12 protein-coding genes and 1 tRNA gene are annotated in these 11,966 nt (G+C 67.9%); 9 read left to right on the top strand and 4 right to left on the bottom strand.

The window, feature by feature from the left end:
- Positions 1-57 precede the first annotated feature (57 nt).
- The 4 genes from DVK03_RS11410 to DVK03_RS20430 all read left to right on the top strand — a co-directional run bounded on the left by DVK03_RS11410 (position 58) and on the right by DVK03_RS20430 (position 1,720).
- Positions 58-642 carry an FxsA family protein gene (locus DVK03_RS11410; protein ID WP_013035598.1) on the top strand — a complete coding sequence of 195 codons (585 nt, stop codon included), beginning with the start codon at positions 58-60 and terminating at the stop codon, positions 640-642.
- A 180-nt stretch (positions 643-822) separates the two neighbouring features.
- Positions 823-896: transfer RNA gene (locus tag DVK03_RS11405), tRNA-Ile, on the top strand.
- A gap of 326 nt (positions 897-1,222) precedes the next feature.
- Entirely contained in the window at positions 1,223-1,411 is a 189-nt protein-coding gene (locus DVK03_RS11400; protein ID WP_004042242.1) for a hypothetical protein, read from the top strand.
- 180 nt (positions 1,412-1,591) lie between these two features.
- Positions 1,592-1,720 carry a hypothetical protein gene (locus DVK03_RS20430; protein WP_004042243.1) on the top strand — a complete coding sequence of 43 codons (129 nt, stop codon included), beginning with the start codon at positions 1,592-1,594 and terminating at the stop codon, positions 1,718-1,720.
- 126 nt (positions 1,721-1,846) lie between these two features.
- Here the strand turns inward: DVK03_RS20430 and DVK03_RS11395 are convergent, their stop codons facing one another.
- Both DVK03_RS11395 and eis read right to left on the bottom strand, forming a co-directional pair.
- Positions 1,847-2,869, bottom strand: a complete 1,023-nt coding sequence (locus tag DVK03_RS11395) for a sodium:calcium antiporter (RefSeq protein WP_006601370.1) — start codon at positions 2,867-2,869, stop codon at positions 1,847-1,849.
- Between the two features lie 69 nt (positions 2,870-2,938).
- Complete coding sequence (gene eis / locus DVK03_RS11390) at positions 2,939-4,162, bottom strand: enhanced intracellular survival protein Eis (protein WP_115803323.1); 1,224 nt, start codon at positions 4,160-4,162, stop codon at positions 2,939-2,941.
- 139 nt (positions 4,163-4,301) lie between these two features.
- On the opposite strand from eis, the gene DVK03_RS11385 reads away from it, so the two are divergent.
- The 3 genes from DVK03_RS11385 to DVK03_RS11375 all read left to right on the top strand — a co-directional run bounded on the left by DVK03_RS11385 (position 4,302) and on the right by DVK03_RS11375 (position 5,627).
- Positions 4,302-4,523: a hypothetical protein gene (locus tag DVK03_RS11385; RefSeq protein WP_115802982.1), complete on the top strand. Its 222-nt coding sequence runs from the start codon at positions 4,302-4,304 to the stop codon at positions 4,521-4,523.
- 165 nt (positions 4,524-4,688) lie between these two features.
- On the top strand, positions 4,689-4,940 hold the full coding sequence (locus DVK03_RS11380) for a hypothetical protein (RefSeq protein ID WP_004062606.1): 252 nt from the start codon (positions 4,689-4,691) through the stop codon (positions 4,938-4,940).
- A gap of 156 nt (positions 4,941-5,096) precedes the next feature.
- Positions 5,097-5,627 carry a DUF5815 family protein gene (locus DVK03_RS11375; RefSeq protein ID WP_004042248.1) on the top strand — a complete coding sequence of 177 codons (531 nt, stop codon included), beginning with the start codon at positions 5,097-5,099 and terminating at the stop codon, positions 5,625-5,627.
- A gap of 25 nt (positions 5,628-5,652) precedes the next feature.
- Here DVK03_RS11375 and DVK03_RS11370 read toward each other — a convergent pair whose 3' ends face one another.
- A complete protein-coding gene (locus DVK03_RS11370) occupies positions 5,653-6,675 on the bottom strand; it encodes a S66 peptidase family protein (RefSeq protein ID WP_115802981.1) in 1,023 nt (340 codons plus the stop codon).
- 144 nt (positions 6,676-6,819) lie between these two features.
- Between DVK03_RS11370 and carB the strand changes: the two genes are divergently transcribed.
- Together carB and DVK03_RS11360 are read left to right on the top strand one after the other, a co-directional pair.
- Positions 6,820-10,068, top strand: a complete 3,249-nt coding sequence (gene carB, locus DVK03_RS11365; protein ID WP_115802980.1) for a carbamoyl-phosphate synthase large subunit — start codon at positions 6,820-6,822, stop codon at positions 10,066-10,068.
- A gap of 152 nt (positions 10,069-10,220) precedes the next feature.
- Positions 10,221-10,985, top strand: a complete 765-nt coding sequence (locus DVK03_RS11360; RefSeq protein WP_004062603.1) for an SDR family oxidoreductase — start codon at positions 10,221-10,223, stop codon at positions 10,983-10,985.
- A gap of 15 nt (positions 10,986-11,000) precedes the next feature.
- Here DVK03_RS11360 and DVK03_RS11355 read toward each other — a convergent pair whose 3' ends face one another.
- Positions 11,001-11,822 (bottom strand): NAD(+)/NADH kinase, encoded by an 822-nt coding sequence (locus DVK03_RS11355; protein WP_004062602.1) that lies wholly within the window; start codon positions 11,820-11,822, stop codon positions 11,001-11,003.
- Positions 11,823-11,966 lie beyond the last annotated feature (144 nt).

The raw sequence follows: 11,966 nt of genomic DNA, 5'->3' as shown, positions 1-11,966 counted from the left end.
CCGGCGCGCCGCGGGCGGGACAAAAGGGCTATGGGCCGCGGCCCGGTAGTGTCGCCCATGCGAACGCGCACGCTGATGGCGCTCTTGCTCCTCATCCCCCTCTCCGACGCGTTGCTGCTCGTGGTCGTCGCGCAGTACATCGACCTCGTGCCGACCGTCGCGCTCGTCGTCCTGACCGGGCTCGTCGGGATGCTCATCGTCCGCGCCGAGGGGCGACACACCCTCAGAAGCCTCCAGTCGAAGTTCGCCGGCGGCGACCTCCCGACGAACGAGGTCATGGACGGCGGCCTGCTCATCGCCGCGGGCGCGTTCCTCCTCACGCCGGGGCTCGTCACCGACACCATCGGCTTCCTGCTCGCCATCCCGGTGACGCGGTACCCCATCCGCGAGGTGCTCAAGCGCTTCGTCGTCAAGCCGTACCTCGACAAGCGCGCCGACGGCTTCGTCACCGGCAACGTCTGGACGACCGGCTTCCCGCAGGGCGACTTCGGTCCCGGCGGTCCCGGTGGCTCGCCCGGCCCGAGCGGCGGAAGCGGTTCCAGCGGCAGCGGCAGTTCCGGCAGTAGCAGCGGCGGTGACGGCGTCTACGACGCCGACCCCGACTCGTATCGGTTCGACCGCGACAGCAACGACTCCACGTAACCGTTTTCGCCGCTCTCGTGTCGGTTGTTCCGAGTGTTTCACCCGCGCAGCCACGCGATTGGCCGGCGTTTCGAGTCCCGCAATCGACCGACGGCGACGACATTCACTAACACGCACCAACGCGCCTCCGAAAAGAAAGTCTTAAAATCAACAGCGCACAACGAGTGAATGCGCTTACCTGGGCCAATAGCTCAGTCAGGTTGAGCGCTCGGCTGATAACCGGGAGGCCCGCGGTTCAAATCCGCGTTGGCCCACTCCCATCGATAACGTTTCGTTGCCGATGCGAGTCAGGGGCTGAAACTCCCCGGCCACCCAACTTCTGCGAATATCACCGACCGAGAGAACGCTCGGTCTATCGTTCGTGTCGTCGGGACGAATCAGCGACGGAGTCTCGACTCCCCCATCCGACCGACGACGACCCGATACAGAGAATCACTAATGTTTGACTCAGATATCCGATTGTTTCGCACAAACTCACGTCTCTTTACGCAGATTCGTTCGCATTTATCGGCATCTGGTTGGTCGAACGGACGAATACGGAGAAAGATATATCACGCAATAGATTGTGGTACTGAATAACATGGAATACGAACTCACCTGTCTGTACGGGTGCGGCCACACCTCCACGGCCGACTCCCGCGAGAGCGTCGGCGTTCTCGCGATGGAACACATGGACGACGAACACGACACGCCCGTCGACCCGCTCGAAGCGGGCGAACTCGCGTTGAAGCGCTTCGACGGCGCGTCGCTCCGGCAGGCGCGGCAGTAGCAACACTCTGGCTTCTGTCACGTCTTCCACTCCGAGTTTCTCTCGGCACCAACCGTTTCACACCTCCGAACGGCGGCGCTGTCGCCCGGTCTCGTGGCTACGCGTCCGTCCCTCCCGAACAAATTTACTCAGTTCTGTATCCCAGTAGTATTAAATCCGTACACGCCATACGTGTTGGTGATGCCAACCATCGACGTCTCCGAACACCTGTACCGCCAGATTGAGTCCGCCGCCGACGGCGAGGATCTCGACGCGGCGATGTGGAAGATGGTCGGCCGGTACCAGCGTGGTAACACGCCCGGCGACTAACAGGGTTCGGACCGACCCTCGACCCCCGACTGCGCGTGCAGTCATCATCAACCTCGCTCGCCGCGACTGCCCTTCCTGCGGCGAGTCCGTTTTCCGTTTTCTGAGTGGTTGCTCCCGAGCGTCGCCTCAGCCGAGAACGCCCGTCACGCCGAGGCTCTCTGCGACCAGCCACGCGACGAACAGCGCGTAGGTTCCGAGGAGGACGTACGCCTCGCCGCGCGTCAGCGCCATCTCGGTCCGGAGGACGGCGAAGAAGACGACCGACGCGCCCGTGAGGAAACTCATCATCGGAACGACCTCCTCGAACGCGATGACCGCGCCCCCGGCGACGAGGATGCCGACGGGGAGGGCGACGAGGAGCGCGAAGACGTTGCTCCCGAAGACGTTGGCGAGGCTCATCGGCGCGTTGCCCTGCCGAGCGGCTCCGACGCTGACGAAGGTGTCCGGCAGGCTCGTGCCGGCGGCGACGACCGTCAGCCCCCAGAGGAACGGCGACGTGCCGAAGGCGTCGCCGAGACCGACCGCCGCGCGGACGAGCAGTTCGGCTCCGACGAGGATGACCGCGAGCGACCCGCCGAGCGCGAGCCACTCGCGTTTCGGGTTCACGTCGTCGACGACGGCGGTGAGTCCGGCGCGGTGCTCCAGCGTGTCGTGGTACTGCATGAACAGATACAGCCCGTACAGCCCGAGCGGGATGCACGCCAGCGGGCGCGTGACGAACCCGTCGAGGCCCGCGGTGTCGGCGGCGGGGCGGTAGATGACCGCAAGCGAGAACGTGAGCACGAGGACGGCGATAGAAAGCAAGTAGAACTGCGCTTCCTTGTAGACTAAGTCGCGGTTCGAGGCGAGCCGCTGGCCCTCACCGACCAGCGCCGACACGGCCGGGATGATGAGGATGTTGTAGACGGCCGACCCGACGACCGCACCGACCCCGATGTCGAACGACTGGTACCGGAGCGTGGCGATGACGATACTCGATAGCTCGGGGAAGCTCGACCCCACGGCGGCGATGATAGCCCCCTGCACGATGGCGGGGAGTCCGTAGTACGCGCCCAACCGGTCCGAGGCCTGCACGAGCATGTCGCCGCCCTTCCACGCGAGAATCGCCCCGACGACTGTGAACCCGACGAGAATCGGAACTGATGCCACGCCCGGATTTCGGCGGCCGGTGAGAAAAAACCCGACCCGGCCGGGTGTCGGATTCGACGCTCCGCTCGCTCAGAACCCCTCGCGCAGGTAGCGGTCCCGCTCTGTGAACACCGAGGCGAGGGCGTCGGCCGCCTCCGCATCAGCGACCGAGAGGCGGTCGGTGCGAGCGAGCGCCTCGACGGCCCGCGCGCCGACGAGGAGTTGCGAGAGCACCCCGATTTCGACGGTCGCGTCGGGGTCGGCGTCGCGGCCAACCGATTCGACGCTCGCCGCGCCGTCGGCGACGATGAGGCTGAACGGGCCGTCGTTCCAGTCGCACCGGCCGTCTTCGACCGCGAGGACGAGGTCGCAGGCGGCGTCGGCGGGGAACGAGACGGCTTCGAGGGCGGCCGGCACGTCCACGATGCGGACCATCGGGCCGGGCTTGAGTTCGACCGTCGCCGCCCGCGGGTCGGTCAGGTCGTCGATGAGCCGGGAGGATTCGTGTTCCGACGAGAGGACGACCTCGTCGACCTGCGAGTCGTGGTCCCGGAGGAACCGAAACAGGTGGGCGCGGGCCTCGGCGTCGGCGGCGACGAGTTCGTCCACGGACAGCGTCCGCGACTCCCAGTCGCCGGTCACGTCGTAGACGACGTAGCCGCGGAGGTCGCCGTCTCGCTCCCAGCCGTAGACGAACGGGTCGTCGTCCCACCCGCGGAACAGCCGGTGGCGAATCCAGCCCTCGCTTCGGTCCACCGCGAGGTCTTCGGTCGCCGCGGCCGCGGATACGTCTTTGACCCGCCCCCAGTCGTCGGCGTCGAGTCGGACGAACTCCCCGGCCGGGTCGGCGGCGACCGCCCCGAGTTCGTCGGGCGGCACCGTCGTCTTCGCGTAGTTGCTCGCCGTCGCCCAGCCGAACCGGCGGTAGAAAGCGTACTCGAACGGCCAGAGCGCCGAGAGATACCGGCCGGTGTCGCGGAACTCCGCGAGGAGGGCGTCGAGCATCGCGGCGACGTGGCCCTGTCGGCGCGCCTCCGGAGGTGAGGCGACCGCCGAGATACCGGGGAGCGGGTGCCACTCGCCGCGGACGCGGGCCGTGAAGTCGTAGAAGGCACACACCGTCCGCAGGTCGGCCGCGTCGAGGTCCTCGACGGGCGCGTCGGGCGGGGCGTCGTAGAACCCCCGCGGGCGGTAGCTCTCCGGGTCGGGCAGTCGCTCGTCCGACCAGTCGGGGCCGTTCTCGGGCCGGAAGGCGTAGTTGAGGAACTCGCGGTACGTCTCGCGGTGCTCCTCGGGGAGGGGACGGAGGTGCATACCCGCGGTGCGTCGGGGGACGATATAGGTTTTCGGTGCCGCGGGCGCGCAGTCCAGCGATTCGGGCGCGTCGGGACCGGAGTTCGGGGTCGCTCTCGGAACCGTGCGATTCACGTCGCCTCGGTCCCGAGTCCCGCTCATGAGCGAGACGAAGAAGTCGTTTCTGTCGCGGGGGAACCTCCTCCTCGCGGCGGTCGTGACGCTCGGCATCGTCCTCCCGGGCGTGGCGCGACGCCTCCTCGGCGAGGCCGGCTACAACGACCTCGGGATGGTCGTGTTCACGCTCGGCTACGCGGGCATGGTCGTTATCGTCTGGTACGGGTGGATTCGCCCGCTCGACATCACCGGTCCGGCCGAGTAGCGCGCCCCCGTCCGTCGGGCGTCACCCGCACCGACAGCGGTGTTCACCGACTCCCGGGACCGCACCGACCGCCCGGTCGCCCCAATATCGGGGGGTTCGACCGCCGGTTTCCAACGAGAATAACGGAACTTTGATAGTCGATTCGAACCGACCGAGAAAACAAGAATGCTTCCCCTTCAGCTCGTAGACACCTTCCTGCTCGACTACAACATCGGGCAGGCGCTGTTGCTCGTGTTCGTCCTGTCGACGGTCGGAACGCTGCCGCTGAAGTCCCGGCACATCCTCGGCATCAACGCCACGCTGTTCGGGCTCATCTTCCTTCTGACCCCGGTGACGCTGGCCAAGCCCCACTACATGTTCCTCGGCATCACGCTCCTCGTCGTCGGCCCCATCGTCTACGTCTCGGGCCGTCGCTGAGGGGACGCCGACGGGCGGTTTCGCCCGACTCACCGCCGTTTTTCGCGACAGTCCGACGGACCGACCGACCGCAACCGACGGTCCGCGCCTCGTTTTTCGCTCGCGCCGATTCCGAAGAACGCGACGTTTAAACGGCGAGAACCGCAACCCACGGGTATGTCTGAACCGAGCGTTCCCGGCGGCCGCGGGGCCGTCTTGGACCTCCCCTGCGGCGAGACGAAGCGCGTCCGGGAACTCGACTTGGGCAAACGGGAGTTCGACTGTCCGTGCGGCGACAGCCACGCAGTCGTCATGGACGTCCACCCGCCCGACCGCTTCCTCCCGGAGTTCCTCGTCGACATCCTTCAGGAGACCATCGAGACCACGAGCGACGACATGCCCGAGTTCGGGACGGCCCACCTCATGGGCATCGTCTTGGAGGAGTTCCCCGAGGCCGTCGTCTCCGAGGACGTGTCCGAGGACGGCGAACTCGGCGCGGGCATCGTCTGGGTGACCGATTTCGATTCTCGAAGGCTCCACGAGATAATCGTCGAACTCGTCGTGGAGCTGATGGAACACGCCGTCAGCCACGCCGACGACGACGACGTCGTCTCGGAGTTCGAGTCGAAGATGCTCCAGTTCGACGTGGGCGAGTTCGTCGACCAGTACCGCGCCCAGCGCGACCTCGACCCCGAGCCGTACATGTAGCGCTCGGGCGGGGACGCCCCGCTTTTCAGTCGATTCGAAGCCGCTCGACCGCCGGGTCCAGCGTCGCCTTCGCGCCGAGCGGGAGCGGCACCGTCGGGTCGGCGTGGCCGAACTCCACGTCGAACACCGCCGTGGCGTCGGGGTTGTACGCGTCGAGGACCGACAGCAGCTCCGCGCGGAGGTGCGCGCCGTAGTCGGCCGGCGGTTCCCACTCCAGTTCGGGCGAGTACGTCCGCGGCTGACCGACCACGACGCCGTCGAATCGTTCTAACAAGCCGCGTTCGCCCATCGACCGCAACGTGTACCGGACCTCGCGGGGGAGCGGCACGTCCTCCGAGGTTTCGAGCGCGAGCACCGCCCCGTCGAGTTCGTCGGGGTTCGGGAGGTACCGGCCGGTCTGGAGATGCCACTTCACGACGCTGAAGTTACCGCCCCAGAGTCGCCCGGTCACTCGTTCGTCGCCCCGCCACGTCCGACCCGGGTTATCGCGCCACTCTCGGGGCTCTTCGGTGTCGAAGTCGAACCAGTCGTCGGTCCACTCCGAGGCGGGCTCGACGACGCCGAGAGAGCGCTCGAAGAACGCCCGCCGGAGGTATCGCTCGACGTACGGGTGGATTTCGGGGTCCACGGTGAGCGTCGGGTGGAGCGTCGCGCCGTAGCTCACGACGCCGTGGGTCCAGAGGAACAGCCGGAGATTGTCGTTGTCGCTGAAGCCGAAGAAGCGCGTCGGCGACGCGGTCAGCCGCGCCGGGTCGAGATGCGGGAGGATTCGAAGCTGGTCGTCGCCGCCGGTGACAGCGATGACGCCGCGTATCGACGGGTCCTCGAAGGCCGCCATCACGTCCTCCGCGCGCGCCGCCGGGTTGTCCCGGAGCCACTCCCAGTCGCGTCGGGCCGACTCGAAGACGACGGGGTCGAGCGAGAACACGTCGCGGAGCCGCGCGCACGCACGGTCCAACTGTGACTCGTCGATGGGGCGCGACGGCGCGACGACCGCGACCCGGTCTCCGGCGTCGAGCGGCGGCGGCGTCGTGAATACCGCGGGCATGCGTAGCCGGTACTCGGATACCCGTCAAAAGCCTTCCCCGGCCGCGACAGCGGCGTTCGGCAACATTTTCGAAATTCGCAATCGAGTTTCGGACCTCGTAATTTTTCGCCGGACTTATTACGATGTGCGGATTGGATTCCGACGATGACTGACGAGGACACCTCGACCGGCCCTCAGGAAGGCACGGAGGACCGGACGATTTTGCTCATCGGAAGCGGCCCAATCCAGATCGGACAGGCGGCGGAATTCGACTACTCCGGCGCGCAGGCCTGCCGCGCGCTCCGAGAGGAAGGCGCGCGAGTTGTCCTCGTCAACTCGAACCCCGCGACCATCATGACCGACCCCGAGATGGCCGACAAGGTCTACATCGAACCCATCACGACCGAGGCCATCTCCGAGATTATCGAGCGCGAGCGCCCCGACGGCGTCATCGCCGGACTCGGCGGCCAGACCGGACTCAACGTCACGGCCGAACTCGCGGAGGAGGGCGTCTTAGAGGAGTTCGACGTGGACATCATGGGCACGCCGCTCGACACCATCTACGCGACGGAGGACCGCGACCTGTTCCGCCAGCGCATGGAGAAAATCGGCCAGCCCGTCCCGAAGTCGACGACCATCTCGCTGGAGGAAGGCGAGGCGGTCGAGAACATCACCGAGGAGGCCCTCGTAGAGCGCGTCGAAGACTCCGTCGACGCCGTCGGCGGTCTCCCGGTCATCTCGCGGACGACCTACACGCTCGGCGGCTCCGGCTCCGGCGTCGTCCACGAGATGGACGAACTCGTCTCCCGCGTCCGCAAGGGGCTTCGCCTCTCGCGCAACAGCGAAGTCCTCATCACGGAGTCCATCTCCGGCTGGGTCGAACTCGAATACGAGGTGATGCGCGACGCCGACGACTCGTGTATCATCATCTGCAACATGGAGAACATCGACCCGATGGGGATTCACACCGGCGAGTCCACCGTCGTCACGCCCTCGCAGGTCATCCCCGACGAGGGCCACCAAGAGATGCGCGACGCCGCGCTCCAGGTCATCCGCGAACTCGGCATTCAGGGCGGCTGTAACATCCAGTTCGCGTGGCACGACGACGGCACGCCCGGCGGCGAGTACCGCGTCGTCGAGGTGAACCCGCGCGTCTCGCGGTCCTCCGCGCTCGCATCCAAGGCGACCGGTTACCCCATCGCCCGCGTCACGGCGAAGGTCGCACTCGGCAAGCGCCTCCACGAGATTACCAACGAAATCACCGGCGAGACCACCGCCGCCTTCGAGCCGGCAATCGACTACGTGGTCACGAAGGTGCCGCGGTGGCCCAAGGACAAGTTCACCGACGTGGACTTCGAGCTCTCGACGGCCATGAAGTCCACCGGCGAGGCGATGTCCATCGGGCGCACCTTCGAGGAGTCGCTTCTGAAGGCGCTTCGGTCGTCCGAGTACGACCCCGCCGCCGACTGGGACGAGGTGTCCGACGAGGAACTCGAAGCCGAGTACCTCGAAAAACCGACTCCCGACCGCCCGTACGCCATCTTCGAGGCGTTCGAGCGCGGCTACACCACGGAGGACGTGGTCGAACTCACGGACATCCACGAGTGGTACGTCGAGCGCTTCGGCCGCGTCGTCGAGGCGGTCGAGGCCGCCGCCGAGGGCGACTTCGCCGCCGCCGCCTCCGCCGGCCACACCAACGCCAGCATCGCCGCGGCGACCGGCACGAGCGTCGGCGAGGTCGAACAGAACGTCCCCGGCCGCACCTACAAGCAGGTCGACACCTGCGCCGGCGAGTTCGCCGCGCAGACGCCGTACTACTACTCCGCGCGCAAGCCCGAGTTCTTCCGCGGCCCCTTCGAGGGCGACTCGGCGGGTAACGAACTCCGCGTCGACCGCGACATGGAGAGCGTCGTCGTCGTCGGCGGCGGTCCCATCCGCATCGGGCAGGGCGTCGAGTTCGACTACTGTTCGGTCCACGCGGTGCAGGCGCTCCGCGACATGGGCATCGACGCGCACGTCGTCAACAACAACCCCGAGACGGTGTCGACCGACTACGACACCTCCGACGGCCTCTTTTTCGAGCCCATCACGGCAGAAGAGGTCGCCGACGTCATCGAGGCCATCGACGCCGACGGCGTCATGCTCCAGTTCGGCGGGCAGACCTCGGTCAACATCGGCCACCCGCTCGAATCCGAACTCGACCGCCGCGGCGTCGACTGCGAGATTCTCGGCACGACCATCGACGCGATGGACCTCGCCGAGGACCGCGACCGCTTCAACCGCCTGATGGACGACCTCGGCATCCTCCAGCCCGAAGGCGGCTCCGCGACCAGCGAGGCAGAGGCGCTCGACCTCGCCAACGACCTCGGCTACCCCGTGCTCGTTCGCCCGTCGTACGTCCTCGGCGGCCGCGCGATGGAAATCGTCCACTCCGACGCGGACCTCAAGGAGTACATCGAGGAGGCCGTTCGCGTCTCCCCCGACAAGCCCATCCTCATCGACGAGTTCCTCGCCGACGGCGTCGAACTCGACGTGGACGCCGTCTCCGACGGCGAAGATGTCCTCATCGGCGGCGTGATGGAACACGTCGAAGCCGCCGGCGTCCACTCCGGCGACTCCGCCTGTATGATTCCGCCGCGCTCGCTCGACGACGAGACGATGGCCCGCGTCCGCGAGGTCACGGAGGACATCGCCAGCGCCCTCGACACGGTCGGCCTGATGAACGTCCAACTCGCGGTCAAGCAAAACGAGGACGGCTCGAACGACGTGTACGTCCTCGAAGCCAACCCCCGTTCCTCGCGCACCGTCCCGTTCGTCTCGAAGGCGACGGGCGTCCCAATCGCCAAACTCGCGGCGAAGGTCATGGCCGGCAACTCGCTTGCCGACCTCGACGTGAGCGAGCAGATTCCCGAGCAGGTGTCGGTCAAGGAGGTCGTCCTCCCGTTCGACCGCCTGCCGGGTTCGGACCCGCGTCTCGGCCCGGAGATGAAGTCCACGGGCGAGGTCATGGGCACCGCGACCTCGTTCGGCAAGGCCTACGAGAAGGCCCAGTCGGCAGCCAACGACCCGATTCCGGCCGACGGCACCGTCTACGTGGACCTCGCCGACCCCGAGTTCCCCGACGCCGACAGCGAGGCCGGACAGGAACTGCTCGACGCCTTCAACGAGTACTACGAGGTGCTCACGCCCGAGGACGTCGACGACTTCCTCACGATGCTCCGCGAGGGCGACTTCGACTTCGTCGTCTCCCGCGACCGCGACACGCTCATCGACTGCGTCGAAGAGGAGGTCAGCTACTTCTCGACGTACGCCTCCGCGAAGGCGGCGCTCGAAGCCCGCGGCGCGGCCGACGAGGACATCGACGTGCTCCCGGTCGGCGAGCGCCCGCGCGTCGTCGCCAACTGGGGCCAGTAAGAGCCAGTACGGCGCGCGACCCGCGACCCACCCGACTCGATTCCTCGACTTGCCGCCGACTCGACCGTGTTTTCTCGCGGTCGCTGACCGCCGCCGGTCCGGACTTTTGACGCGTTCCCGAAGGTTATTGAGCCGCGCCCCCATGCGCGGGTATGGCACGCAATCGCGGTCGCGTCCTCCTCGCCGGTGCGACGGGTCGGACGGGCCGACACGTCCTCGACGCGCTGGCCGAGACGCCCCTCGTCGTCAGGGCGCTGACCCGCGACGCCGACGCCGAGTCGGAGCTCAGAGCGCGCGGCGCGGACGAGGTCGTCGTCGGCGACCTCCTCGACCCCGACGACGCCCGTCAGGCGGTCCTCGACGCCGACGCCGTCGTCTCCGCGGTCGGCGTCTCGGCGGGGCTCGAAACCATCCGCGGCGACCTCGTCGACGGCGCGGGCGTCGTCAACCTCGTTGACGCCGCGACCGCTTCGGGCGCACAGCGGTTCGTCCTCACGTCCTCTATCGGCGTCGGCGACTCGAAGGGCGGCCTCCCGCTGTCGCTCCGCGCGCTTCTCACGGCGGCGGGCGTCCTCTCGGCGAAGGAACGAAGCGAGAACCGGCTCCGAGACGCGCCGCTCGACCACACGATTATCAGGCCCGGCGCGCTCACCGACGGCCCCGCGACCGGCGACGTGGTCGTCGGGGAGGGCGGCGACTCCGTCCGCGGGAGCATCCCCCGCGCCGACGTGGCGAACGTCCTCGCGCACTCGCTTTTCACCCGCGAGACGGAAAACCGGACGTTCGAGGTCGTCTCTCGCCCCGGACTCCGCAAGCGGGCCGACAACGTGGTCGATATCGATTGGACGCCGCTGCCCCGGGCCGAGGCGGCGGGCGACGAGAGCGAACGAGAGCGAGAGCGAGAACTCGCGGAGTAGTCGGCGGCGGCGCAGTCAGTCGAGTTTGCCGAGCGCTTCGAAGAAGTCGGAGGTCGGACCGGCGAGTCGGACCGGCGAGTCGGACCGCTCGATGCGAACCTCCGTCGGCGGCGACACCGTCCGCCGGGTCCGCCCGTCGCCGACGACGACCGCCGACGCCGCGCCGGTGACGGTGACGCTCACGGCGGCACCCTGAGGGACGACCAGCGGCGGCATCCCCTCGTCGGCCGCCATCTCGGTGACGACGAGTCCCTCGACGCCGGGGTGGACGAGCGGGCCGCCCTCGCTGAGGTTGTAGGCGGAACTCCCCGCGGGCGTCGTGACGAGTACGCCGTCGGCGTGGCTCCCGGAGTACAGCGAGCCGTCCACGCGGACTTCCAGGTCCGCGCCGCCGCCGTGACCCCGCCGAGGCCCGTGGACGACGACCTCGTTCATCGACGGGTCCATCTCCCAGCCGTCGCCGCTGGCAACGATGCGAGGGACCTCTCGAACCGACTGGTCCCCCTCCCGGAACGCGGCGACTTCGGCCAGCACCTCGTCGATGGCGTCGGCGGGCGAGACGGCGTTCAGGAAGCCGACCTCGCCGAGGTTGACGCCGAGAATGGGGACGCCGTCGGCACCGCGGGCGGCGTAGAGAAACGTTCCGTCGCCGCCGATGCTCACCACGAGGTCGCAGTCGTCGAACGACTCGACGGGCGTGCCCTCGACGCCCAACTCCTCGGCGGTCGCCGCGTCGACGACGGCCTCGGCGTCGACCCCGGCGAGCGCCTCGCACGTCTCCGCGGCGAGGTACGCGGCCCGGCTGTTGCCCTTCTGTGCGACGATGCCGACCTTCATGCCCCGCGATTTGACGCCCCCGGGCAAAAGCCCACCGTCACGTCGTCCGGTCCCGGCTCGCTCGGTTCGTCCCGGCGAGTCTCGGCTCGCCGCCCTCGGTGACGCTGCGTGGTAGCTCTGCGCACGGGAAACGTTCATCACGAC

The organism is Haloferax sp. Atlit-109R (assembly GCF_003665865.1).
GTDB classification, from domain to species: Archaea; Halobacteriota; Halobacteria; order Halobacteriales; family Haloferacaceae; genus Haloferax; species Haloferax volcanii.
The sequence above is the reverse complement of the archived record's forward strand: the minus strand, read 5'-3'. Positions and strand labels throughout refer to the sequence as shown.

Bases quoted from the DNA above. Each gene is read 5' to 3' on its own strand.
- DVK03_RS11410 (WP_013035598.1), top strand. From the start codon at position 58: ATGCGAACGCGCACGCTGATGGCGCTCTTGCTCCTCATCCCCCTCTCC.
- DVK03_RS11400 (WP_004042242.1), top strand. From the start codon at position 1,223: ATGGAATACGAACTCACCTGTCTGTACGGGTGCGGCCACACCTCCACG.
- DVK03_RS20430 (WP_004042243.1), top strand. From the start codon at position 1,592: ATGCCAACCATCGACGTCTCCGAACACCTGTACCGCCAGATTGAGTCC.
- eis (WP_115803323.1), bottom strand. From the start codon at position 4,162: ATGCACCTCCGTCCCCTCCCCGAGGAGCACCGCGAGACGTACCGCGAG.
- DVK03_RS11385 (WP_115802982.1), top strand. From the start codon at position 4,302: ATGAGCGAGACGAAGAAGTCGTTTCTGTCGCGGGGGAACCTCCTCCTC.
- DVK03_RS11380 (WP_004062606.1), top strand. From the start codon at position 4,689: ATGCTTCCCCTTCAGCTCGTAGACACCTTCCTGCTCGACTACAACATC.
- DVK03_RS11375 (WP_004042248.1), top strand. From the start codon at position 5,097: ATGTCTGAACCGAGCGTTCCCGGCGGCCGCGGGGCCGTCTTGGACCTC.
- DVK03_RS11370 (WP_115802981.1), bottom strand. From the start codon at position 6,675: ATGCCCGCGGTATTCACGACGCCGCCGCCGCTCGACGCCGGAGACCGG.
- carB (WP_115802980.1), top strand. From the start codon at position 6,820: ATGACTGACGAGGACACCTCGACCGGCCCTCAGGAAGGCACGGAGGAC.
- DVK03_RS11360 (WP_004062603.1), top strand. From the start codon at position 10,221: ATGGCACGCAATCGCGGTCGCGTCCTCCTCGCCGGTGCGACGGGTCGG.
- DVK03_RS11355 (WP_004062602.1), bottom strand. From the start codon at position 11,822: ATGAAGGTCGGCATCGTCGCACAGAAGGGCAACAGCCGGGCCGCGTAC.